The 22434-nt window shown below is 73.3% G+C and carries 21 protein-coding genes and 1 pseudogene; 10 read left to right on the top strand and 12 right to left on the bottom strand.

Annotated features, from left to right (window positions below):
- Positions 1-6: 6 nt before the first annotated feature.
- From HNP84_RS34835 to HNP84_RS34810, 6 genes are all read left to right on the top strand, one after another.
- Entirely contained in the window at positions 7-1005 is a 999-nt protein-coding gene (locus HNP84_RS34835; protein ID WP_185054302.1) for an ABC transporter substrate-binding protein, read from the top strand.
- Positions 1002-2069, top strand: coding sequence for a FecCD family ABC transporter permease (locus tag HNP84_RS34830; RefSeq protein ID WP_185054301.1), 1068 nt, complete (start codon positions 1002-1004; stop codon positions 2067-2069). Before HNP84_RS34835 ends, HNP84_RS34830 begins: the two co-directional genes overlap by 4 nt.
- Entirely contained in the window at positions 2066-2896 is an 831-nt protein-coding gene (locus tag HNP84_RS34825) for an ABC transporter ATP-binding protein (protein ID WP_185054300.1), read from the top strand. Before HNP84_RS34830 ends, HNP84_RS34825 begins: the two co-directional genes overlap by 4 nt.
- A complete protein-coding gene (locus HNP84_RS34820; protein ID WP_185054299.1) occupies positions 2886-3863 on the top strand; it encodes a GlxA family transcriptional regulator in 978 nt (325 codons plus the stop codon). Before HNP84_RS34825 ends, HNP84_RS34820 begins: the two co-directional genes overlap by 11 nt.
- 164 nt (positions 3864-4027) lie before the next feature.
- Positions 4028-4588: an MFS transporter gene (locus tag HNP84_RS34815; RefSeq protein WP_185054298.1), complete on the top strand. Its 561-nt coding sequence runs from the start codon at positions 4028-4030 to the stop codon at positions 4586-4588.
- A 341-nt stretch (positions 4589-4929) separates the two neighbouring features.
- Positions 4930-5508, top strand: coding sequence for a sigma-70 family RNA polymerase sigma factor (locus tag HNP84_RS34810; protein ID WP_246519095.1), 579 nt, complete (start codon positions 4930-4932; stop codon positions 5506-5508).
- 122 nt (positions 5509-5630) lie between these two features.
- Here the strand turns inward: HNP84_RS34810 and HNP84_RS34805 are convergent, their stop codons facing one another.
- The 4 genes from HNP84_RS34805 to HNP84_RS34790 all read right to left on the bottom strand — a co-directional run bounded on the left by HNP84_RS34805 (position 5631) and on the right by HNP84_RS34790 (position 9363).
- Positions 5631-5954 carry a hypothetical protein gene (locus HNP84_RS34805; RefSeq protein ID WP_185054297.1) on the bottom strand — a complete coding sequence of 108 codons (324 nt, stop codon included), beginning with the start codon at positions 5952-5954 and terminating at the stop codon, positions 5631-5633.
- 272 nt (positions 5955-6226) lie between these two features.
- Complete coding sequence (locus tag HNP84_RS34800) at positions 6227-7060, bottom strand: mycofactocin-coupled SDR family oxidoreductase (protein ID WP_185054296.1); 834 nt, start codon at positions 7058-7060, stop codon at positions 6227-6229.
- A 30-nt stretch (positions 7061-7090) separates the two neighbouring features.
- Complete coding sequence (locus HNP84_RS34795) at positions 7091-8557, bottom strand: aldehyde dehydrogenase family protein (protein WP_185054295.1); 1467 nt, start codon at positions 8555-8557, stop codon at positions 7091-7093.
- Between the two features lie 35 nt (positions 8558-8592).
- Positions 8593-9363 carry a carboxymuconolactone decarboxylase family protein gene (locus HNP84_RS34790; RefSeq protein WP_185054294.1) on the bottom strand — a complete coding sequence of 257 codons (771 nt, stop codon included), beginning with the start codon at positions 9361-9363 and terminating at the stop codon, positions 8593-8595.
- A 425-nt stretch (positions 9364-9788) separates the two neighbouring features.
- Here HNP84_RS34790 and HNP84_RS34785 point away from each other — a divergent pair, with 425 nt between their 5' ends.
- Genes HNP84_RS34785 through HNP84_RS56375 form a run of 3 tightly spaced genes read left to right on the top strand, consistent with a single transcriptional unit; the run spans position 9789 to position 13497 of the window.
- Entirely contained in the window at positions 9789-10871 is a 1083-nt protein-coding gene (locus HNP84_RS34785) for an enoyl-CoA hydratase/isomerase family protein (RefSeq protein WP_185054293.1), read from the top strand.
- The gene (locus HNP84_RS34780) at positions 10868-12250 is read left to right on the top strand and encodes an amidohydrolase family protein (protein WP_185054292.1); all 1383 of its coding nucleotides are present in this window, start codon (positions 10868-10870) and stop codon (positions 12248-12250) included. Before HNP84_RS34785 ends, HNP84_RS34780 begins: the two co-directional genes overlap by 4 nt.
- Positions 12247-13497 (top strand): CoA transferase, encoded by a 1251-nt coding sequence (locus HNP84_RS56375; protein ID WP_221337148.1) that lies wholly within the window; start codon positions 12247-12249, stop codon positions 13495-13497. The genes HNP84_RS34780 and HNP84_RS56375 overlap by 4 nt, the downstream gene beginning before the upstream one ends.
- Before the next feature lie 64 nt (positions 13498-13561).
- Here the strand turns inward: HNP84_RS56375 and HNP84_RS34770 are convergent, their stop codons facing one another.
- The gene (locus HNP84_RS34770) at positions 13562-14731 is read right to left on the bottom strand and encodes a thiolase family protein (RefSeq protein WP_185054291.1); all 1170 of its coding nucleotides are present in this window, start codon (positions 14729-14731) and stop codon (positions 13562-13564) included.
- 57 nt (positions 14732-14788) lie between these two features.
- A complete protein-coding gene (locus tag HNP84_RS34765) occupies positions 14789-15004 on the bottom strand; it encodes an SDR family oxidoreductase (protein WP_246519094.1) in 216 nt (71 codons plus the stop codon).
- Between the two features lie 356 nt (positions 15005-15360).
- Here HNP84_RS34765 and HNP84_RS53895 point away from each other — a divergent pair.
- Positions 15361-15558 (top strand): annotated as a pseudogene (locus HNP84_RS53895) (oligopeptide/dipeptide ABC transporter ATP-binding protein); the annotation flags it as partial.
- A gap of 194 nt (positions 15559-15752) precedes the next feature.
- Here HNP84_RS53895 and HNP84_RS53890 read toward each other — a convergent pair.
- From HNP84_RS53890 to HNP84_RS34730, 6 genes are all read right to left on the bottom strand, one after another.
- Positions 15753-17129 (bottom strand): cytochrome P450, encoded by a 1377-nt coding sequence (locus HNP84_RS53890; protein ID WP_185054289.1) that lies wholly within the window; start codon positions 17127-17129, stop codon positions 15753-15755.
- Positions 17130-17154: 25 nt separating this feature from the next.
- Positions 17155-17349, bottom strand: coding sequence for a ferredoxin (locus tag HNP84_RS34750; protein WP_185054288.1), 195 nt, complete (start codon positions 17347-17349; stop codon positions 17155-17157).
- A gap of 2 nt (positions 17350-17351) precedes the next feature.
- On the bottom strand, positions 17352-18821 hold the full coding sequence (locus HNP84_RS34745; protein WP_185054287.1) for an aldehyde dehydrogenase family protein: 1470 nt from the start codon (positions 18819-18821) through the stop codon (positions 17352-17354).
- Between the two features lie 43 nt (positions 18822-18864).
- The gene (locus HNP84_RS34740; protein WP_185054286.1) at positions 18865-20082 is read right to left on the bottom strand and encodes a CaiB/BaiF CoA transferase family protein; all 1218 of its coding nucleotides are present in this window, start codon (positions 20080-20082) and stop codon (positions 18865-18867) included.
- Between the two features lie 150 nt (positions 20083-20232).
- Positions 20233-21492 carry an amidohydrolase family protein gene (locus HNP84_RS34735; RefSeq protein WP_185054285.1) on the bottom strand — a complete coding sequence of 420 codons (1260 nt, stop codon included), beginning with the start codon at positions 21490-21492 and terminating at the stop codon, positions 20233-20235.
- 46 nt (positions 21493-21538) lie between these two features.
- Positions 21539-22408: an LLM class F420-dependent oxidoreductase gene (locus HNP84_RS34730; protein WP_185054284.1), complete on the bottom strand. Its 870-nt coding sequence runs from the start codon at positions 22406-22408 to the stop codon at positions 21539-21541.
- Positions 22409-22434: the final 26 nt, after the last annotated feature.

Raw genomic sequence — 22434 nt, 5'->3', positions numbered from 1 at the left:
ACGCCGATGGCGAACAGACGGGCGAGGCTGTGCCTGGCCGCCTTGTTGCCGCTGGTCGCGGGCGCCTGCGGCGGTGGCGGCGAGACGCCCACGGCCGCGGCCGGCGCCGGCCCGGTGACGGTCAAGGACTGCGCCGGCAAGGACGTCACCTTCGCGCAGGTGCCCGAACGGGTGGTGACCCTGGACGGGTACGCCGCGCAGACGCTGGTCCGGCTCGGCGTGGCCGACAAGATCATCGGTACCGGCTATCCGGCGCCGTTCGCGGTGGACCGCTCGCCCTACAAGGAGCGCCTGGCCGGAATCCCGGTGCTGGCCGAGCGGGTTCCGGTCACCGAGGTCGTCGCCGCCCAGCGGCCCGACCTGGTGCTGACCGCCTTCTCCGCGTTCGGCGGCCCGCCCGGCAGCCCCAAGGACGCCGACCTGGCCACGATGAGCGCCAAAGGGCTGGCCGCGTGCCTGCCCTCCGGTCCCATGCTGACCGACCTCGCCCCCACCTATGACTACGTGCGCAAGCTCGGCGCCGTCTTCCGGGTGCCCGACAGGGCCGAGAGGCTGATCGGCGAGTTGCGCGCCCGCGAGCGGGCCGTGGCGGCGAAGGCGAGGCCGGGGGACGCGCCGCGGGTGCTGGTGCTGCAGGACGACCCGGTGGCCGGGCAGCCGATCAAGACCTCTGGCAGCGGCACGATCGCGCACGCCCTGATCGTCATGGCGGGCGGGCGGAGCGTGTTCACCGACGTCTCCTCGATGCACGCCGACATCTCCCCCGAACAGGTCGTCCAGCGCGACCCGCAGGTCCTGTGGCTGATCAGCGACTACCCGTTCGCCAAGGCGAAGGGGCAGGAGCTGGCCGACCGGGTCAGGAAGAACCCGCTGCTGGCCGGCACCTCCGCCGTCGAGCACGGCAGGGTCGTCTCGACGTCGCAGTACCTGGTCTCCTTCCCCAGCCCGCTCAACCTCGACGGCCTGGAGCAGCTCGCCACGGACATGCACGCGGGCGGCACATGACCGCCACCGTGCCCAAGCCGCTCGCGCTGCGAGCCGCGGCGGCGCCGTATCCCGCTCTGCTCGCCGCGCTGGCCGGGGTGCTGACCGTGTCGGCGGTGGTCGCCACGGGGATCGGCCCGGTCGGGGTTCCCGCCGGTGAGGTCGCCGGCATCCTCGCCCACCACCTGACCGGTGGCGGCGACACCGCCGCCACCGCCGACCTGATCGTCTGGCGGATCCGCTTTCCCCGCGTCCTGCTGGGCGTGGTGGCCGGGGCGGGCCTCGCCCTCGCCGGCGCGGTCGTCCAGGGCGTGGTGCGCAACCCCGTCGCCGACCCGTACCTGCTCGGGCTGTCCCACGGCGCCTCCGTCGGCGCCGTCCTCGTGCTGACGACCGGCGTCGCCGTGCTCGGGGCGCTGACCCTGCCGGCGGCGGCCTTCTGCGGCGCCGCCACCGCGATGGCGCTCGTGCTGGCGATGGCCCGGCAGGGCGGACGGCTGCTGCCGGTGCGGCTGATCCTGGTCGGCGTCGCCTTCGGGCACCTGTTCGCCGGGATCACCTCGTTCGTGCTGGCCCGCACGGACAGCTCCGCCGCCCAGCAGCAGATCATCTTCTGGCTTCTCGGCGGCCTGTCCGGCACGAACTGGGCCACCCTGCCCGTCCCGGCCGCCGTGGTCGCGGGTGCCACCGTGCTGCTGCTGGCGCGGGCGCGCCGGCTCAACGCGCTCGTCCTGGGCGAGGAGGCGGGGGCGGCCCTCGGCCTCAACGCCAGCCGGCTGCGATGGCAGTTGCTGGTCCTCACCACGCTGCTCACCGGTACGGTCGTCGCGGTCTCGGGCGGCATCGGGTTCGTCGGCCTGATCGTGCCGCACCTGGCCCGGATGCTGGTCGGCGCCGACCACCGGCGCATGCTCCCGGTCGCCGTCCTGCTGGGCGGCGTCTTCCTGCTGTGGGCCGACGTCGCCGCCCGCATGCTCATCTCGCCCGCCGAACTGCCCATCGGGGTGCTCACCGCGTTCCTCGGCGTCCCGTTCTTCCTCCTCGTCATGAGGGCCCGCGGGCTGGCCGGTCAGGAGAGCGCATGAGGCTCGACATCGAGGCGGTGTCGGTGACGCTGGGCGGGCGCGGCGTGCTGGACGAGGTGTCGCTGAGCGTGCCCTCCGGCGGGTTCACCGCGCTGGTGGGCCCGAACGGCAGCGGCAAGTCCACCCTGCTGCGCGCGGTGTACCGGGCCCGCCGCCCGGACGCCGGTGTCGTGCGGATCGACGGCCGTGACCTGTGGGCGATGCCCGCCGCACGGGCCGCGAGGGATGTCGGGGTGCTGATGCAGGAACAGCACACCGGCTTCGAGTTCACCGTCGCGGAGAGCGTGGCGCTGGGCCGTACCGCGCATCTGGGGATGTTCGACCGGTTCACCCGCGCCGATCAGGACGCGGTCGCGGAGGCGCTCGACCGCACCGGGCTGTCGGCCTTCGCCGGCCGCCGCGTCGGGGAGCTGTCCGGCGGCGAACGGCAGCGGGTGCTGCTCGCCCGCGCCCTCGCCGGACGGCCGCGCCTGCTCGTGCTCGACGAGCCCACCAACCACCTGGACATCCGCCACCAGCTCGACATCCTCGAACTCGTCCGCGACCTCGGCGTCACCGTCCTGGCCGCACTGCACGGCCTCGACCTGGCCGCCGCGTACGCCGACGCCGTCGCCGTCCTGCGCGCCGGCCGCCTGGTCGCGCACGGCCCGCCCGCGCGGGTGCTCACCCCGGCCGTGATCGGCGAGGTGTACGGCGTGGACGCCTCCGTGCACGACGACGCCGGGCGGATACGGTTCGGCCTGCGTCCCCGCTGCGTGTGCCCTGACCGGCGCTGCCACTGGAGCTGCCGGCAGCGCCGCGACCGGTCGGTGGCCGATGCCCGCTGAGCCGCGCGTCGTCGCCGTCCTCGCCCTCGACGGCGTGGTCGGCTTCGACCTGGCCATCCCCTGCCAGGTCTTCGGCACCACCCGGCTGCCCGACGGCACCTACCCCTACCAGGTGCGCGTCTGCGGCACCGCGCCGTCGGTCACCGCCACGGCCGGCGGCACCGCCTACTACCGGATCTCCGCCCCGAACGGCTTGGACGCCGCCGCGGACGCCCACACGATCGTGGTGCCCGGCGTCACCACCACCAGGCCCACCCCGGAGCCGGTCCTCGCCCTGCTGCGCGACGCCGCGAGCGGCGGGGCACGGATCGTGTCCATCTGCACCGGCGCGTTCGTCCTGGCCGAGGCGGGCCTGCTGGCCGGCCGCCGCGTCACCACGCACTGGGCCGCCGCGACGGCGCTGGCCCGCCGCCACCCCGACGTCCAGGTCGACGCCGCGTCCCTCTACCTCGGCGACGGCAAGGTGTTCACCTCCGCCGGCGTGGCGGCCGGCCTGGACCTGTGCCTGCACCTGGTACGCCGCGACTTCGGCGCCGCCGCGGCGGCGGGGGTGGCCCGTGCCGTGGTCATGCCACCCACCCGCGACGGCGACCAGGCCCAGTTCATCCCCCAACCGCCTCCCGCCACGGCGGACGGCTCCCTGACGGCCACCCTCTCCTGGATGCGGGACCACGCGGCCGAGCCCATCACCCTCGCCGACATCGCCCGGCATGCCGGCGTCAGCGTCCGCACCCTGTCGCGCCGCTTCCGCGAGCAGACCGGCACCACCCCGCTCGCGTGGCTCGCCCGCCAGCGGCTCATGCTCGCCCGCGAACTCCTGGAAACCACCGATCTGCCCATCCCCACCGTGGCGCACCGCAGCGGGCACGGCTCCGCCACCGCCCTTCGCGCGCACTTCGACCGGGAACTGCGCACCAGCCCGCATCGCTACCGGCAGACCTTCCGCCCGCCGCCCGAACGCGACTGAACCTCACGGCCCTGCCCGTACGCACGCCCGGGAAAGCGCCACGCGGCGCCGAACCGCCCGCCGTGCGGGTGCGTACCTGTCAGCGTGCGCGCGCTCTGAAGACCGGCCGGACGAAACGAAGGGCCGATCTTCTGCGCGGGCCATCGGGCTGGAAGGATGGGACCGTGTCCGCGGTGGAGCAGGCCATGCGCCTGGCACGAGCAGCCGTCTTCGCGACGGTGTGCGTCGTGGCGTCCGCCGGCGGTCACAGCTTCGCCGGTGGCATGCCGGTGGCCATGCCGGCGCTGCTCGCCGGCGCGGCCGTTACCTTCGCCCTGGCCCTCCTGCTCGCCCGGCGCGAACGCGGCCCGGAGGCCGTGCTCGCGGCCACGACGGCCGCCCAGTTCGCGCTGCACGAGTTGTTCACCCGATCCGCCCCGATGCCCGTGGCGGCTACCGGCCACGAGCACGGCGGCACGCCCGGCCTCGGCATGACGATCGCCCACCTGACGGTCGCGCTGGTGACCGGATGGTGGCTGTACCGGGGCGAGAGCACCGTCTGGCTGATGCTCCGCCTGTGGGGCATGCCTCCGCTCGCGGTCGCATGGCTGCTGCTCGCGGCGCCGGTCCGGGTCCGCGTGCCCGCGCGGATCGTCACTCCGGCCGAAGCGCGGCCGTACCGGCCGCCGGTGCTCGCCGCCGCCGTCTACCGGCGAGGCCCTCCCCCGCCCGTGCCCGCCCGCTGAGGCCCGCCGCGACGGGCCGCGGCGGCATGGTGTCCGCACGCCGGCGCGATCCGCCGTCACGCGCACGGAACCTCGGCCGAGGGACGCCGTGCCGTGATGCGGCGCGCCGTGCGTGGACCTGACCTGCGGCCGGAAGAACACCTGGTGATCACCGCCACGAGCGGCGTGATCGAGGCCGCTCGTGGCCGGCGGCGTTGCCCGGCGGGCGGCTCCGGCGTTCGCACCTGCCGCAAGGCCGCTGCCGGCCGATGGGTGCACGGCCGCGCTGGACTTCGCCGGCCGGGAGCGGGTCGTCGCATGCGCGGCCCGGTTCCCGGCCCGTCGCTTGAGGAGTGATCGACTTGAGTACCGGCCCCGGCCATGAGCGGGCCGTCGCCGACCGGCATCTGACCTCGCTCGCCATGGCCGCGCGCACCGGCGCGCCCGAAGAGGTGGAGGCGTTCACCCGTGCCGTGTACGCGGACGTGCACCGCTTCCTGGCCCACCTGACCGACGCGCAGTCGGCGGACGACCTCACGCAGGAGACCTTCGTCCGGGTGTTGAGCAGTCTGCCGAGGTTCGCGAGCAGGTCGTCCGCACGTACCTGGGTGCTGTCCATCGCACGGCGGGTGGTGATCGACCGGTTCCGGGCCGCGTCGGCGCGGCCGGTCGTGGCGGACCTCGCCGACTGGCAGGCGGCCGCCGAGCGCCACCAGCCGCGCGACCTGCCGAGCTGGCAGGACGGCGTGCACCTGGCCGAGCTGCTGACCGGCGTGCCCCCCGAACGACGAGCGGCCTTCGTGCTGACCCAGATGGTCGGCCTGTCCTACGCCGAGGCCGCCGACTCTCTCGGCTGCCCCGTCGGCACCGTCCGGTCGAGGGTCGCACGTGCCCGGCGGCAACTGTCGGCGTCGTTGCTGGAGGCCGAGCGGCCCGCCTGAGCCTCCCCGGCGGGGTCGCGCCGGTCCCCCAGCCTGATCGGCTCAGACTTCCGGGGCGATGCTCGGCCCGTACGGCTCCAGGCCGGCCTGGAGGCGAACCCCGCCGAGGACGATGTGTCGCGTCACCGCCGGACGGGCGGGGGCGGCAGGTATTCGGCGCCGCACGATTCGGCGAGGGTGGGGCCGAAGAGGGCGGCCGGGGTGTACGCGCCAGGCCGGCCCTCACCGGCCAGCAGCCGCCGGGCGATCTCTGCGGGCACTGCTCCGGTGTACTCCTGTGCGTCGCCCAGCCGCGGCCAGCCCTCCCGGGTCTCGCCGTCCGCCCAGGTCACGACGGCGTGCCCCCAGGAGTGATCGCGCGGCCGTTCCTTCGCCCTGACACGTACCCGTGCGAGGTGGCGGGTGGTGAATGATCGCAGCCGCTCCCACCGCATGAGCGTGCTCACGGCCGGCATCATCGCCCGGATCAGGGGAGAGGACGGCGCTTCGCTGGACGCCGAAAGTACATGGCGGGCGCCGCTCGCCCGGTGAGCCGCGAGAAGCTCGCCCAGCGGCATGCTCGCCGTGGTCACCTGGGATGGCACCGTTCGTCCGGCGCGGTGGGCACGACTCGTGCGGCCGGGGTGCCGGTGTCAGGCCGCGGTGCCACCCGTGTGCGGGCCTGGGCGGCGTGCCGGACACGCCGCCGGTTCTCGCTCTACCAGCCCGCATGGTGGGTTCAGCGGATGGCGAAGCCGGCGTCCAGCGGCCACTGGACGCCGGTGATGAACTTCGCCTCGTCGGAGACCAGGAACGCGACCGCGTTGGCGATGTCCTCGGGGTCGAGGATCTCGATCGGCAGGGCGTTCTGCATGCCCGAGATAGCGTTCTGACCTCCGGCGGCCGCCTCCTCCATGAGCCGGCGCATGGCGTCGTTCTGGGTCATTCCGCTGATCACCCCGGTGGGGTGGATCGTGTTGACGCGAATCCATTCCGGGGCCAGTTCGGCGGCCAGATTCTGCATCAGGCCGACGACGCCGCGCTTGGCGGCGGTGTAGGCGCAGCCTCCGGCGTTCAGGCTGGCGCTTCCCTTCAGTCCCGCTGTGGAGCTGGTGATGACGATGGAGCCGCCCCGGCCGCCGGCGCGCAGGGCGGGCAGGGCGGCGCGCACGGTGTGCCATACGCCGGTGAGGTTGGTGTCGATGATGTCGTTCCAGTCGGCCAGGAAGTCGTCGGACTCCTCGCCGAGCCGGATGATGCCGGCGTTGGCGATGATGATGTCCAGCCTGCCGAACTCGGCGTGCCCGTCCTCGACGGCCTTGACCAGCGCGGCGTAGTCGCGCACGTCCGCCTTGCGGGCGAGCATCCGCCGGCCCTCCTTCTCGACCAGGCTCACGGTCTCGGCGAGGTCGGCCTCTGAGGCGTTCGGGTAGGTCATCGTGGGGATGTCGGCGCAGATGTCCACGCCGATGATGTCGCAGCCTTCCCGGGCCAGCCGTACGGCGTGCGCGCGGCCCTGTCCGCGGGCCGCCCCGGTGATGAAGGCCACCCTGCCGTCGAGTCCTTTGGTCATCGCATCCTCATTTCTCCGCGACGCCGCCCGTCACCCGTCGAAGGTGATGCGGGCGTTCTTGACCTGGGTGAATTCGTGCAGTCCCTCGATGCCGCCCAGCCGGCCGTAGCCGCTTCGCTTGTAGCCGCCGTACGGGCCGCTCGGCTGGATGTCGCTGAAGGTGTTGATCCAGACCGATCCGGCCTGGAGCCTGCGCACCATCCGGTGGGCGCGGGCGAAGTCGGAGGTGTGGGCGTAGGCGACGAGGCCGTACTCGGTGTCGTTGGCGATCGCGACCGCTTCGTCCTCGGTGTCGAACGGCATGACCGAGACCACCGGGCCGAACGTCTCGATCCGGGCGAGCGGGCTGTCGTTGGGGACGTCGGCGAAGACGGTGGGCTCGATGAAGTAGCCGTCGGCGAGCGGTCCGCCCACTCGGTTGCCGCCCGTGATCAGCCTCCCGGTGCCCTGCGAGACCGCCTCCTTGATCACCCCGAGGATGCGGTCCGCCGCACTCTGGCTGATCACCGGCCCCATCTGGGTGGACGGGTCGAACGGGTCGCCGATGGAGGCGTTGCGGACGGCGTGGACCAGCCGCTCCTGGAACTCCGGATAGATGCTGCGCTCCACCAGGATGCGACTGCCGCACGCGCAGCTCTGACCGGACTGGGTCAGCGGCCCCATGAAGGCGGCGATGCCGGCCGCCCGGTCCAGGTCGGCGTCGGCGAAGACGATGTTCGCCGACTTTCCGCCGAGCTCGAACGACAGCGGTTTGAGGCCGTCGGCGGCGGCGACGGCGATCTTGCGGGCGGTCGCGCCGCTTCCGGTGAAGTGGATCTTCCCCACCCCGGGGTGCCGGACCAGGGCCTCTCCGGCCGCCGGGCCGCCCGGGACCACGTTCACCAGACCGGCCGGGAGCCCGGCCGTCCGGCACAGCTCGCCGAAGCGCACGGGCGCCAGCGGGGCGAGTTCCGGCGGCTTGATGACGACGGCGTTGCCCGCGGCGAGTGCGGGGGCGACCGCCATCGCGATGCCTACCAGCGGCCCGTTCCAGGGCACGATGACACCGACGACCCCGTAGGGCTCACGCTGGATCATGTTGATGTCGTGGGAGCCTGCGACCGGTGCGATCTCGCCGGTGGCCTTGTCCACCCACCCGGCGTAGTAGTCCAGGAACCGTACGAGCATCGCCCCCTGGCCGGGGCTCATGGCGATGGGTACGGCGTAGTCGTGGACGTTGAGCCGGGCCAGCGTCTCGGCGTCCGCCTCGACGGCGCGGGCCAGGGCCCGCAACAGGTCGTGACGGCGGCCGGGCGACAACGCTGCCCACTCGCGCTGCGCGGCGCTCGCGCTGCGCACCGCCGCGTCGATCTCCTCGGCCCCGGCCAGCGGGATCGTCGCGTTCACCGTTCCCGTGCCGGGGAAGACGTGCTCGTAGGCGCCGCCGGAGGCGTCGGTGATCCGCTCGTCGCCGATCAGGAGGGCGGCCGCGGCGGCGAGCATCGGATCGGGCGTCATGGCTGTCGTGGTCCTTTCTGTGGACGGCCGTGCGCTCACCGGTCCGAGCCCGCCCTGGCCCAGGCATCCTCGACGGCGCCGCGCAGCGCCTCGCCCTTGGCGAATCCGGAGTACGCCGACAGGTGCAGGACGAGCTCGTCCATCTCCTGCTTGGAGATGTCACCGGAGTGCAGGGCGGAGGTGACGTGACTGTTCAGCGGTATGGGCGCGTCACAGACGGCGACGCAGGCGACGGTGACGAAGCGGCGGTCGCGGCGGCTCAGGCCCGGCCGCTGCCACAGGTGGCCGAAGACGTAGCCGAGAATTCCCGCGTGGGTGTACGGCGTGTCGGGCACGGGCGCCGGAACGAGGTTGACCTCGGTGAACACCTCGGCACCCCGGGCTATCCCGGCCCGCCAGTCGTTGATCCCGAGGGTGTCGTCGTCACGCGCCGGCCAGGGCGCCGGGGTGTGACCGCGTTCCTGCTGGACACGGGCGTGCTGCATGCGGATCACGCCTTCGAGGTGGGACGCCTTCGGCCAGCCGCAGTAGACGGCGAAGTGCAGGACGGCCTCAAGCATCTCCTCCAGCGAGAGGTCGCCGCTGCTGAGAGCCGCGTAGACGTGGTCGATGATGGGCTGGGGCGCGTCCGCCGCCGCCACGCAGGTCAGCGTGACAAGACGGCGCTCGCGGCGGCCCAGCTCCGGGCGGGACCAGATCCGCCCGTAGACGAAGTCACGGTGCGCGACCTCGAACGGCGTGGTCGCCTCGGGCGGATCGAAGGTCATGACCTCGCGAAAGATCTGATCGGAGGTGGCCACGGCCATGGGTATCCCCTTGCGTCGGCGTCGGGAGGAGGGAGCGAAACGCGATGCATTGATAGTTTTGAAATTAACGAAGCATGGGGGTGGGTGCAATATGCCGCCCTGGCTTTTCGCGGATCTCCTGGGCGCAGCGGGGGTCTGGCGGCCGGTTGACCCGCCGGGTGCGATCGGCGATCACGCCGGGTGGATCAGGGCGGCCGTGCGGGTGCCGGAGGCGCCGTCACCGGTGTGGACCGCACTCCGGTCTGGCGACTGGAACGCCCGTGTGGCAGTGGGCGGGCGCGATGGCGCTCCCGCCCGGCGGGCCCGCTCCTGCGCCTGTACGGGCCCGCGGGCCGGTCGGCGGTCTCCCGGTCGCGCCGTCTCCCGACGCCGGGAGGCCGGCGCTAACGTAGGAAGGCACCACCACCGCGGAACAAGGCGACAACATGACGATCACGGGTCCGGGCACGCACGTCGCCCGGCCGCTCCCCGCCACCGACCTGGCGGCCGGCCACCCCCTCGGCCTCGACTCCTCCGGCCGCCCGCACCACCCGGTGCTGCTCATCGACCTGGACTCCGCCGCCTCCCTGCCCGAGCCCGCCGTCAGGGCCGCCGCCCGTGCCGCCGCCGACGCGCTGCCCCTCACCGTCGGCCTGGCCCGCACCGCCCCGCCGCCCCGCCTCCGCCCGCTGACCCAGGCCCTCACCTTCACCCTTGTCGCCGGGCACGCCCCGCTGCCGGCCGAGTGCGTGGTCGCGGGCGACCTTGACGCGGCCCGCGACCGCGTGCTGGCCGCCGCCGCGCATGCCCCGCAGGCGTGCCTGACGCTCAACCGGGTCCTGCGCCAGACCCCGCTGCTGGACGTGCGCTCCGGGCTGGCCGCCGAGGCCGCCGCGTACTCCATGCTGCTCGGCGGCGCCGAGTTCCGCCGGTGGCTGGAGGCGCGCGGCCCGGCGCGTCCGGCCGATCCCGCCGCCGGACGCGTCCGCCTGGACCGCCGCGACGCGACCCTCGCCATCACCCTGGCCCGTCCGCACCGCCGCAACGCCATGGACGCCCTCATGCGCGAGGCCCTGATCGAGGCCCTGGAGGTCGCCCTGCTCGACGACACCGTCGAACGCGTGGAACTGACCGGCGCGGGCCCCGGCTTCTGCAGCGGCGGCGACCTGGACGAGTTCGGCTCCGCCCGCGACCACGTCGCCGCCTACCTCGTCCGCCTCGAACGCCATGCGGGCCACCTGATCCACCTGCTGCGCGAGCGGGTGCACGCGCGGCTCCACGGGGCCTGCTACGGCGCCGGCGTGGAGATGCCGCTGTTCGCCCGTCACGTCACCGCGACCCCCGACGCCGTCCTGGCCCTGCCCGAGATCGCCATGGGCCTGATCCCCGGAGCCGGCGGCACCGTCAGCGTCCCCGCCCGCGCGGGCCGCTGGCGCACCGCCTGGATGGCCGTCACCGGCGCCCGTCTGGACGCTGCGACCGCGCTGGAGTGGGGCCTCATCGACGCGATCGAGACGATGCGCCGGTGAGCCTGCTGCTGCGCGGCGCCGAGACCGGCGCCGGTCCCGCCGACTGCCGCGTCCACGACGGCCGCGTCCACGCCCTCGCCCCCGAACTGGCGCCGCGGCGGGGCGAGCGTGTCATCGACGCACGCGGCGGCGCGCTGCTGCCCGGCCTCACCGACCACCACATCCACCTGCTGGCCACGGCCGCCGCCATGGACTCCGTCCGGCTCACCCCCGGCGCCGACCTCGCCACCGCCGTACGCGCCGCCCCCGCTCCCCACGGGTGGGTGCGCGTGCTCGGCTACGACGAGATCCGCCACGGCGACCTGGACCGCGACGTCCTCGACGCGCTGGAACCGGCGCGCCCGGTCCGCGTCCAGCACCGTGGCGGCTCACTGTGGGTGCTCAACTCCGCCGCCCTGCGCCGCCTCGGCCTGGACGCCGGGCCGCTTCCGCCCGGGGTGGAACTCGACGGTGGGGGCCGCCCCACCGGGCGCCTGTGGCGGGCCGACGCCGTGCTGCGCGAACGCCTCCCCCTGCCTCCACCGGACCTGTCGCGGCTCGGCGCGGTACTGGCCGCGTACGGCATCACCTCGGTCACCGACGCCACCCCGGACCTGGACGAGCAGGGGGTCGCCCACATCACGGCCGCCATGGCCCGAGGCGACCTCCCCCAGCGCGTCACCTTCCTCGGCGCCGCCGCGCCCCCGCCCCAGGCCCGCCGCGCCGCCCTGGGGCCGCGCAAGATCGTGGTCCCCGACCACACCCTGCCCTCGCCGGACGACCTCGCCGCCGCGATCCGGGCCGCGCGGGCGGCGCGGCGGGCCGTCGCCCTGCACTGCGTCACCCGGGAGGCACTGGCCCTGATCATCGCCGCGCTGACCGAGACCGGCACCGTGCCCGGCGACCGCCTGGAACACTGCGCCGTCGCCTCCCCCGACGCGCTGGAGTTCCTGGCCCGCCACGACCTGCGCGTGATCACCCAGCCCTCCCTGCCCGCCGCCCGCGGCGACGACTACCTCGCCAGGGTGGACCCTGAGGACCTGCCGGACCTGTGGCGCTACGCCGGGTTCCTCAGGGCCGGCGTACGCGTCGCGCCCAGCAGCGACGCCCCCTACGGCGGCCTCGACCCCTGGGCCGCCATGGCCGCCGCCCGCGACCGCGCCACCCCCTCCGGCCTCGTCCTCGGCCCCGCCGAACGCGTGCCGGCCCGCACCGTCCTGGACGGCGCCCTGTCCCATCCGCTCGACCCCGGCGGCCCGCCCGCCCGCCTGGCCGTGGGCGCGCCCGCCGACCTGGTCCTCCTGCGCGTCCCGCTCGCGCGGGCACTGCGCGAGCCGGACTCCTCGCTGGTCGCGCTCACCGTGATCGAGGGGCGGATCGCCTACGAGGCCGCCCCGTGACTCCCGTCGCCCGCGACTGGGCCGAATCCGGGGTGATGGCCCTCACCGGCCGGCCCGACGGCCCCCCGCTCCTGCCGCCCGGCCACGCCGCCACCCTCGCCCGCGCCCTCGGCCGGCACCTGCGCGATCTCACCGCGGGCGCCGTGCACCTCGACGGAGCCGCCGTGCTCGCCGAACGCGCGGCCCTCACCGGACGCACCCGCCAGGGCGCCACCTCCGTCGGCGGCGCCTGCCGCCTGCTGCCCACCGCCGACGGCTGGGCCGCGCTCTCCTGCGCCCGCCCCGACGACCCGGCCCTCTACGGCGCGCTCATCGGCACCGCCATCGACGAGGGCGACCCGTGGCCCCCGCTCGCGCGCTGGCTGCGCCACCACACCGGCGCCGAGCTCGCCGAACGCGCCGAGCTGCTGGGCCTGGCCGCCGCCCCGCTCCCACCACCCCACGACGATCCCACCCAGCCGGAACCGGAGCATCTGCCGGAACGGGGGCCGGTGGACGTGACCGGCATGCTCGTGGTGGACTTCAGCGCACTGTGGGCAGGCCCGCTGTGCGCGCACATCCTCGGCCTGGCCGGAGCCCGCGTCGTGAAGGTCGAGACCCCCTCCCGCCTCGACGGCGCACGCGCCGGGAACCCCGAGTTCTACCACCTCCTCCACGCCGGACACCGCTCGGTCGTGCTCGACCCCGCCGAAGCGGCCCAGCGCGAGGCCCTGGCCGCGCTGGCCGCACGCGCCGACGTCGTGATCGAGGCGTCCCGCCCCCGCGCGCTGGCCGGATTCGGCCTGGACGCCGGCGCCATCACCGCCGCCGACGCCACCTGGGTGTCCATCACCGCCCACGGCCGCCGCTCCTGCCGCGTCGGGTTCGGCGACGACATCGCCGCCTCCGCCGGTCTCGTCGCCCACGACCCCGCCACCGGCCGCCCCGTCTTCACCGGCGATGCGATCGCCGACCCCCTCACCGGCCTGACCGCCGCCGTTCGCGCCCTGCACGCCATCGCCACCGGCGGCGGGCGGCTCGTGGAGGTCGCCATGCACGACGTCGTCGCCGCCACCCTCACCCCCACCGCACACCCCGCCCCCGCCGCCCGGCCCGACCGGAACGGCGGCTGGATCCTCGACACCGGCGAAGGGCCCGTGCCGGTACTCCCGCCACGACGCAGAACCCCACCCGCCGGCGCGCCTGCGCCTGCGCCCGGCCGGCACACCGGCGAGGTGCTACGCGAACTGGGCATCAGCCCGCCCTGACCCGGGAACCGGGCGGTCCGAAGCCCGGGTCAGGCCGGGGCCGAGTGCCCTGAGCAGGCGTATCTCAGGAGACCTCGATGACGACCGCGCCTCCCTGGCCGCCGCCCGCGCACATGGTGGCGACGCCGATGCCGCCGCCGCGGCGGCGTAGCTCGTGGGTGAGAGTGGTGAGCATTCTGGCCCCGGTCGCGGCGATCGGGTGGCCGAGGCTGCAGCCGCTGCCGTAGACGTTGACGCGGTCCTCGTCCAGCCCAAGGGCCTGGCATGCCGCGACGGGCACCGACGCGAACGCCTCGTTGATCTCCCACAGGTGGACGTCGGCGGCCTTCAGGCCGGCGCGGTGGAGCACCTTCTCGGCGGCGTCGATCGCGCCGAGGCCGGTCAGCCTGGGCTGGACCCCGACGGAGGCCCACGCCCGCACCGTCGCCAGGGCGGTCAGTCCCTCCTCGCGGGCCAGGTCGTCCGCGACCACGGCGAGCGCCGCGGCGGCGTCGTTGGCGCCGCTGGCGTTGCCGGCGGTGATGGAGAAGCCGTCGATCTCGGGGTGCAGGGGCCGGAGCGCGGCGACCTTCTCCAGGGAGGTGGTGGGCCGGGGATGCTCGTCGGCCGCGAACTCCACCACCGCGCCGTCCTTCGTCGTCACCGTGATGGGGGCGATCTCGTCGGCGAAGACGCCGCTCGCCGTCGCCGCCACCGCGCGCTGATGGGAGCGGACGGCCCAGGCGTCCATGCGCTCGCGGCTGATGCCGTACTCCTGGGCGACGTTCCACCCGACGGTGAGCGTGGTGTCGTCCGTGGCGTCCTCGGTGTAGGGGAAGGTGGGCGCGATGCGCTGCTCGGTCTCCTCACCACCCGGCCGCCTCCACGACAGGACGGGCGCGAGAGAGGACGACTGGACGCCGCCGGCGACGATCGCGCGGTCCATCCCGGCCCGTACGCCCGCCGCCGCCGTCGCCACCGCGGTGAGGCTGCTGGCGCAGTGCCGGTTGACCGCCTGGCCGGGGACGTGGGTCATGCCGGCCGCGACGGCGGCATGGCGGGCGAGGTCTCCCCCGCCGTACATCGACTCGCCGAAGATGACGTCGTCGAACCGGTCGGGGGCGAGCCCTGAGCGGCGTACCGCCTCCAGGAGGATGTGCGTCGCCAGTTTCTCGGCCGGCGTCTCGCTCAGGGTCCCCTTTCGGGCGGTACCGACCGGCGTTCGGACCGCGCTGACAATCACCGCTTCTGGCACCGGGCCACCTCTCTACGACGAATCTAAAACTGTCTATATATAGAAACACAGCCCGCGTCAGCTCGTCTGGTATCCCCCGTTGACCGGGATCGTCTGGCCCGTCACCCAACCGGCCTCGTCCGAGGCCGGCCACACCGCCGCGGCGGCGACGTCCGCCGGCGTGCCGAGCCGGCCCGTCGCATAGCGACGGGCCTGGCGGGCGAGCCTGCCGCCGGAGATGCCGGCGCCGACCGGCAGGACCGTGCCGAGCGACAGGGAGTTGCACGTAAACATTTCGAAATAGGCTGACCTGGTCGCCGAGGGGCCGGCGGTCGGCGGCATGCCGCGCCGGGAACGCGCCGAGGTCGCCGAGCGGGTGCTGCGCCAGGTCGCGCTGCCCCCACAGCGGTACGCCGACATGCTGCCCGGGCAGCTCTCCGGCGGCCAGGCCCAACGGGTGGCCATCGCGCGCGCTGGCCCTGCGGCCCCGGCTGCTGGTCTGCGACGAGCCCGTCGCCGGCCTGGACGTCTCGGTGCAGGCGCAGATCCTCAACCTGATCGAAGACCTCAAGGCCCGGTTCGACCTCACCGTCGTCTTCATCGCCCACGACCTCGGCGTGGTGAAGGCGATCAGCGACCGCGTTCTGATCATGTACCTGGGCAAGGTGTGCGAGTTCGGCGACCCGGACGTGGTCTACGCCAGGCCCGCGCACCCCTACACCAGGGCGCTGCTCGACTCGGTGCCCGCGCCCGACCCCGCCCGTCCCTTCCGCGGCCCGGCGCCGGCCGGGGACGTCCCGTCGCCGCTGGCGCCGCCCAGCGGGTGCCGCTTCCGCGGGAGGTGCCCCCGAGCCCAGGCCCGTTGCGCCGAGGAGGAGCCCGTGCTCACCGAGACGAGCCCGGGGCGGGTTCGCCGCCTGCCACTTCCCCCTTGCCGGGGAGGGGCGGGAGGAGAACGAGACGTCCCCGAGCGCCTAGTGGCGTCATGTGACGGGGCCGGCCGCCCGAAGGCGGCCGGCCCCGACGCGCTGTTCGGGCGTGGTCAGCCGTCGAGCCTCGCCCGTGCCTTGCGGACGGTGACCGGCTCGGCGAGCCGCTGCTCGTCGCAGACGCGCTGCAGCTTCTCGATCGTCTCCTCCAGGCCGGCGCCCAGCCGCCTGCCGGGGGTGAAGGTGGCCGGCAGCTTCTTCATGCCGTTGATGACGCCGGTCGTGTCGTAGTGGACGGCGCCCTCCTTGTCGCAGACGTAGTCGGGCATCCGGTCCAGCACCGCGGTGAGCATGATCTTGAAGGTGGCCCGCGCCACGTTCGAGCCGATGCACCGGTGGATGCCCAGCCCGAAGCTGCTGTGCCGGTTGCCGGTCCGGTCCAGGTGGATGTGGTGCGGGTCCTCGAAGACCTTCTCGTCGCGGTTGGCCATCGCCCAGGACAGCCAGAGCCGGTCGCCCTCCTTGAACCGGGTGCCGTTGATCTCGCAGTCCTGGGAGATGGTGCGCCCGTCGCCCTGGGCCGGGGTGAAGAAGCGCAGGAACTCCTCGGTGGCGCTGTTGAGCAGGGTCTCCCGCTCCCGGCTCAGCCGCTCCCGCTCGCCGGGGTGCTCCGACAGCCACTCCAGGGAGTGCGCGGTCAGCGCGGTGGTGGTGTCGAAGCCGCCGCCGATGAGCAGCATGACGACGCCGAGGATCTCCGTGTCGTCGGGCCGGTAGCCGTTGATCTCGGCGTTGAGCAGCTCGTTGATCAGCCCCGGGCGGGGATTTGCCCTGATGTCGTGGATGGTCCGCATCATGTGCATGCCCATGCGCATCGACAGCTCCTGCACCCGGGGATAGTCCGGTGAGTCAGGCGGGGTGTAGACCGACGCGTGGGTGGGCTCGCAGTAGACCTCCCAGTCCTTCAGCGGCATGCCGAGCATCGCCAGGGTGAACACCGCGGGCACAATGTTGGCCAGGTCGTCCACGAAGTCGATCCGGCCCGTCTCGATCACCTCGTCGAGGCAGGCCCGGGTCAGCTCCTCGATCACCGGCTTCCACCGCTCGACCGCGGCCGGCGACAGGTAGGGGTTGAGCGCCTGGCGGTAGTGGCGCTGCTCGGGCGGGTCCATCTCCAGGAACCCGCCCCGGGTCCGGCGCTCCGGATTGGACACGTGGGGGATGCTGATCCCGCGGTAGCCCCGCCTGGTGCCGTTGACGTCGTTGTCGTTGGACAGCACGTCGGCCCGGCGGGCGATGTCGAACAGCTCCTTGTTGCCGCTGGCGAACCAGTAGCCCCCGTGGGTCTCGTTCCACGCGACGGGGCACTTCGCGTGCAGCTCGTCCGACAGGCGCTCGAACTCCAGGCGGTAGCGCGGGGAGTGCCGGTCCAGGCTGATCCGGTGCTTCTTGCGCTCCTCGTCGGACGTTTGCGCTTCGTCGATGCTCATCGCAAACCTCTCCAGGCCGGGCCGGTCAGTGGGCCAGGACGACGGCCTGCTCCGGGCAGGACCGGGCCGCCTCGCGCGCCAGGTCCTCCTTCCCGGCCGGCACCTCTTCGTTCACGGCGTACGCGTGGCCGTCCTCGTCCCGCAGGGCGAAGATGTCGGGCGCGGCCATCGCGCACAGGGTGTGGCCCTGGCAGAGCCCGCCGTCAACGCGAACCTTCATGATCAGCCTCCTAGGGTTGCGGGGAAGGCGATGGTCTTCACTTCGAGGAAGTCCTCCAGGCCCTCGGTCCCCCATTCGCGGCCGAGGCCGCTTTGCTTGTAGCCGCCGAAGGGCGACTCGACGTCGAACCACGGGGCGCCGTTCACGCTGACGGTCCCGCTGCGGAAGCGGCGGGCCATGGCCATCGCCCGGTCCAGGTCGGCGCTGAAGACCGCCGTGGACAGGCCGAAGATGGTGCCGTCGGCGATCCGGAGCGCGTCCTCGTCGTCGTCGTACGGCAGCACCACCAGCGCCGGCCCGAAGATCTCATCCTGGGCGACGGCGGCCTTGGGATCGACGTCCGTGATCAGGGTGGGCTCGACGAAGTAGCCGCGCTCGAACCGGTCGGTCGGCTTGCCGCCGAGCACGATCCGGCCATCTCGGGCGGCGGACTCGTAGTAGCGCAGCACCTTCTCGCGCTGGGCGGCGTTGACGACCGGTCCCATGAGGTTGCCGGGGTCGGTCGGATCGCCCCACGGGACCCGCTCCATGGCCGCCGCGGCGAGGGCCAGTGTCTCGTCCAGGCGGGAGCGCGGCACGAGCACCCGGGTGAGCTGGGTGCAGCCCTGCCCGGCGTGAACGCACACCCCGCCGGCCAGCCCCGGGACGATGGCCTGCAGGTCGGCGTCGTCGAGCAGGACCGCGGCGGACTTGCCGCCCAGTTCGAGGGTGACCCGCTTGACCGTGCCGGCGGCCGCGGCCATGACCTTGCGTCCGGTGAGCGTGGAGCCGGTGAGCGTGACGGCGTCCACGTCGGGGTGCGTGGCGAGCAACTGGGCGACGCCGTTGTCACCGGTGGTGACCACGTTGAGGACGCCGGCCGGGATGTCGGTGTGCTCCGCGGCGATCGCGCCCAGGGCGAGCGCGCTCCACGGGGTGTCGGGCGCCGGCTTCAGCACGACGGTGCAGCCGGCCGCCAGGGCCGCGCTCACCTTGCAGATGTTGAGGTAGAACGGGTAGTTCCACGGGGTGATGGCCGCGACCACCCCGGCCGCCTCGCGCCGGATGATCCGGTCGGCCGGCATGCCCATGATCTCCTTGGTGGGCAGCGTCCGCTCGAAGGCGTAGCTCTCCAGCAGGCCGATGTAGTGGTCGATGTAGGAGATCGGGGCGTCGAGCTGGATGCCGGAGGTCAGCGCGACCGGGCAGCCGGTCTCGGCCACCAGCATGGGCCGCAGCGTCTCGACGTTCGCGCGCAGCGCGTCGCGCAACTGCACCAGGCAGCGGCGGCGCAGGTCGGTGTCGGTCGCCCAGCCGGTGCCGTCGAAGGCCCGCCGCGCCGCGCCGATGGCGCGTTCGAGGTCGGCGGCGTCGGCCTGCGGCACCTCGCCGACGACCTCTTCGGTCGCCGGGTTGACGTTGTCGAAGGTACGGCCGTCGCGGGCGGGGATGAGCTCGCCGTTGACCAGCATGCGTTCGGCGAGAGCGGTCATCGCGGACCTCCAGTCGGTGGGGGGTGTGGGGACGCCGGAACGCTCACGTGACCGCTCCGGCGATCTTGAGGTTCAGCAGCTCGTCGCCGGTGATGCCCAGCTCGCCGAGGATCTCGTCGGTGTGCTCGGCGAACAGCGGGCCGCGCGTGAGCCGCGGCGGCTCGCGGTCGAACTGGACCGGGTTGGCGACGAGCCGGCGGACCACGCCGTCGGCGTCCACCACTTCGGCGATCTGGCCGATGTGGCGCAGGGCCGGGTCGTGGCCCACCTCGAAGGTGTTCTGCACGACCGCCCACTGGCCCTCCATGCCGTCGAAGGCGGCGACCCACTCGTCCTTGGTGCGCCCGGCGACGATCTCCGCGACGATGCCGGCCGCCTCGCGGGCGTTGGCCATCAGTTTCCCGGCCGAGTCGAAGCGTTCGTCGGCGGCCAGCTCGGGCCGGCCGACCCTCTCGCAGAACTCCGGCCAGTAACGGCCGGGCTGGAGCATGACCAGCGACAGCCAGCGCCCGTCGGCCGTCCGGTACGTGCCGGTGAGCGGGTTGCTCACGTTCCCGTCGCGCGGGTCGAACTTCGGCAGGGGCGCGCCGGCCATCAGGGCGAGGTTCACGTTGAGCTGGCTCGCCCAGGCGCCGACGCCGAGCAGGGAGATGTCCACGGTCGCGGCGTGGCCGGTACGTTCCCGCGCGAACAGCGCCGCCGCGATCCCGCCGGCGATGGTCATCCCGCCGATGTTGTCGCCGTACGCGCCGCCGGGCTGCTGGACCAGGTGCTCCGCGCCGGGCGGCGTGGCGGTGTCGGCGCTGCCGCCGCGGGCCCAGAAGGCCGTGCCGTCGTACCCGCCCTTGTCGGCCTCCGGGCCGCTGTGGGCGAAGGCGGTGCCGGCGGCGTAGATGATGCCGGGGTTGACGGCGCGCACGTCGTCGATGTCGATGCCCAGCTTGGCACGGGCCCTGGGCAGGAAGTTGGTCAGGAAGACGTCGCTGGTGCGGATCAGCTCGTGCAGGACCCGCGTGGCCTCCGGCTTCTCCAGGGACAGCCCGATGCTGCGCTTGCCGCGGTTGGGCCCGTCCATGATGGGCGCGAAACTCGACCCCTTGGAGACGACGTCGTGGCCGAGTGCCTTGACCAGGCCGCGCTGCGCGTCGCCCTTCTCCGCATGCTCGACCTTGATGACGTCGGCACCCCAGTCCGCCAGTACGGCGCCGGCGGACGGCACGAACGTGAACTGGGCGACCTCGAGCACCCGGATGCCTTCCATCGGTTTGATCACAGCGTGGGACCTCGGTTCCTGACACGTGGCCGGTCGGAGACCGGCAAATGGTGAAATATCGCGAAATGTCGTGATGATGAGGGCGATGCCGCGGCGCACCGGCGCCGACCCGAAAGGCCGGGCGCCGATGCCCGGCGATCAGGAGGAGTGCGCCAGCTCGTACCGCTCCCGCCACTCGTGCTTGGAGCGGACGGTGGTGTCGACGTCCGGCGACAGGGCGCGCAGCGCGCCGACCGTCGCCTGCGGCTTGGGAATGTGCTTGAAGGGGTCCCACCCGAAGAAACGGCAGGTGTTCTCGTAGGTGATCATGTTGATCTCGTGGTCGGGCACGCCGGCGTTGTTCATCTCGTCGAGCACGAACTCCGGCGCGTCGGGCCAGATCGAGTCGGAGTGCGGGTAGTCGCACTCCCAGGCGATGATCTCCACGCCGATGTCGTGGCGGACCTTGAGCGCCGTGGGGTCGGTGACGTAGCAGGCCAGCGAGTGCTCGCGGAAGATGTCGCTGGGCAGCTTGCCGCCGAAGTCGTGGCCCAGCCAGCGCTGGTTGGTGTAGTGCCGGTCGCACCGGTTGAGGTAGAACGGGATCCACCCGATGCCCGCCTCCGACCAGGCGATCTTCAGGTCGGGGTACCTCAGCATCGCCCCGCCCCACAGCAGGTCCTGGGCCGCGAACGTGGACACCTGGGTCGCCAGGATGATCAGATTGTCGATCGGGGCGTCGGGGGCGCCCTTGATGGCGGCGAAGCCCTGCCCGATGTGCAGGCACATCACCACCTGGGTCTCGGAGGCCGCGCGGAAGAACGGGTCCCAGTAGTCCAGGTCGTGGTAGCTGGGCAGCCCCTGGAGGTGGGGCAGCTCGGGCATGGTCATGGCGCGCACGCCCTTCGCCGCGACGCGCCGCACCTCCTTGGCCAGCTCCTCCGGATGCCAGACGGGGCCGAGCGCGATGGGGATGAACCGGCCGGGATAGGCCGCGGCCCACTCGTCGATGTGCCAGTCGTTGTACGCCTTGAGCATGATCAGCGCGAGGTCCTTGTCCTGCGCCTCCTGGAAGAACCGCGCGCTGAAGCCGGCGAAGGACGGGAAGCACATCGAGGCGAGGATGCCGTTGCGGTTCATGTCGCGGACGCGCTCGTGGATGTCGTAGCTGCCCGGCCGCATCTCGGCGTAGGTGGTGGGGTTCATCCCCCACTCCTCCTTGGGCCAGCCGACGACGGCGTTGAGGCCGGTGGAGACGCTGGGGACGCCCTGGAACCACCACTTCTCGTAGCCGTTCTCGTCCATGATGGACTTCGGCGCCTGGTCCCGGTACTTCTCGGGCACATGCCTGTCGAACATGTCGCGTGGCTCGATCACGTGGTCGTCGATGCTGACCAGGATCATGTCGTCGACGTTCATCCCGGCTCCTTTCTCGTCGGTTCGGTGGGGATGGCGCGCCTGCCGGTCACCATGCGGAGATCTCGGGGATGACCTTCGCGCCGAGCGTCTCCAGCGGCGTGAGCGCGGCGACGCCCGCGACGGCGGTGTAGACGGTGGAGAAGCCCAGCTCGTGCAGCCGCCGCAGGTCCTCCAGGATCCGGCCCGCGTCGCCGGTGCCGTCCACGGCGAGCGGGAGGACGGCGGTCTTCTCGATGGCGTCCGCGTCGCGGCCGATCGCCTCGCAGTGCTCGCGCAGCCGGGTCACCTTCTGCCCGGCGTCCGGGCCGCCGTAGACGTTGAACGCGTCGGCGTACTCGGCGGCCAGCCGCAGGGTCACGCGCTCGCCGCCCCCGCCGATGAGGATGCGCGGGCGGGGCCGGGTCAGCGGCTGCGGCGAGTTGAGGGTGCCGGCGAGCCGGTAGTGCTCGCCGATGAAGGACCCGTCGTTGTCGCTCCACATCTGCAGGCAGATCTGGACGGTCTCCTCCAGCCGCGCGTACCGTTCGGCGGGCGGCCCGAACGGCAGGCCGAGGCCGCTGGCCTCCTGCTCGTTCCAGCCGGCGCCGATGCCGAGCCAGGCGCGGCCCCCGGACAGCACGTCCAGCGTGGTGACGATCTTGGCGAGCAGCCCCGGCGGACGGTAGGTCGCGGCGGTGACCAGGGTCTGCAGCTCGATCGACCGCGTCTGCCCCGCCAGGTAGCCCAGCACCGTGTACGACTCCAGCATCGGCTCGTACTCCTCGCCGATCAGGCTGATCTGCCACAGGTGGTCGGTCAGGCTGAGACGGGCGAACCCGGCGTCCTCGGCCGTCTTGGCGATGGAGGCCAGCGCCGGAGCCATCTCGTGCGGCGCGCCGAGGGCCGCGTAGTCGTTGATGTGCAGTGCGAGTCTCATACAGCGCTCCGAACAGCCCGCCGATA

The sequence above is a fragment of the Thermocatellispora tengchongensis genome (assembly GCF_014202315.1).
Taxonomy (GTDB): Bacteria; Actinomycetota; Actinomycetes; order Streptosporangiales; family Streptosporangiaceae; genus Thermocatellispora; species Thermocatellispora tengchongensis.
The sequence above is the reverse complement of the archived record's forward strand: the minus strand, read 5'-3'. Positions and strand labels throughout refer to the sequence as shown.

What these genes read in the sequence shown, in the direction of transcription:
- HNP84_RS34740 (WP_185054286.1), bottom strand. Translation starts at nt 20,082, where the DNA reads ATGGAAGGCATCCGGGTGCTCGAGGTCGCCCAGTTCACGTTCGTGCCG.
- HNP84_RS34750 (WP_185054288.1), bottom strand. Translation starts at nt 17,349, where the DNA reads ATGAAGGTTCGCGTTGACGGCGGGCTCTGCCAGGGCCACACCCTGTGC.
- HNP84_RS53890 (WP_185054289.1), bottom strand. Translation starts at nt 17,129, where the DNA reads ATGAGCATCGACGAAGCGCAAACGTCCGACGAGGAGCGCAAGAAGCAC.
- HNP84_RS34820 (WP_185054299.1), top strand. Translation starts at nt 2,886, where the DNA reads ATGCCCGCTGAGCCGCGCGTCGTCGCCGTCCTCGCCCTCGACGGCGTG.
- HNP84_RS34830 (WP_185054301.1), top strand. Translation starts at nt 1,002, where the DNA reads ATGACCGCCACCGTGCCCAAGCCGCTCGCGCTGCGAGCCGCGGCGGCG.
- HNP84_RS34835 (WP_185054302.1), top strand. Translation starts at nt 7, where the DNA reads ATGGCGAACAGACGGGCGAGGCTGTGCCTGGCCGCCTTGTTGCCGCTG.
- HNP84_RS34765 (WP_246519094.1), bottom strand. Translation starts at nt 15,004, where the DNA reads ATGTTTACGTGCAACTCCCTGTCGCTCGGCACGGTCCTGCCGGTCGGC.
- HNP84_RS34825 (WP_185054300.1), top strand. Translation starts at nt 2,066, where the DNA reads ATGAGGCTCGACATCGAGGCGGTGTCGGTGACGCTGGGCGGGCGCGGC.
- HNP84_RS34730 (WP_185054284.1), bottom strand. Translation starts at nt 22,408, where the DNA reads ATGAGACTCGCACTGCACATCAACGACTACGCGGCCCTCGGCGCGCCG.
- HNP84_RS34735 (WP_185054285.1), bottom strand. Translation starts at nt 21,492, where the DNA reads ATGAACGTCGACGACATGATCCTGGTCAGCATCGACGACCACGTGATC.
- HNP84_RS34800 (WP_185054296.1), bottom strand. Translation starts at nt 7,060, where the DNA reads ATGACCAAAGGACTCGACGGCAGGGTGGCCTTCATCACCGGGGCGGCC.
- HNP84_RS34795 (WP_185054295.1), bottom strand. Translation starts at nt 8,557, where the DNA reads ATGACGCCCGATCCGATGCTCGCCGCCGCGGCCGCCCTCCTGATCGGC.
- HNP84_RS34785 (WP_185054293.1), top strand. Translation starts at nt 9,789, where the DNA reads ATGACGATCACGGGTCCGGGCACGCACGTCGCCCGGCCGCTCCCCGCC.
- HNP84_RS34745 (WP_185054287.1), bottom strand. Translation starts at nt 18,821, where the DNA reads ATGACCGCTCTCGCCGAACGCATGCTGGTCAACGGCGAGCTCATCCCC.
- HNP84_RS34790 (WP_185054294.1), bottom strand. Translation starts at nt 9,363, where the DNA reads ATGGCCGTGGCCACCTCCGATCAGATCTTTCGCGAGGTCATGACCTTC.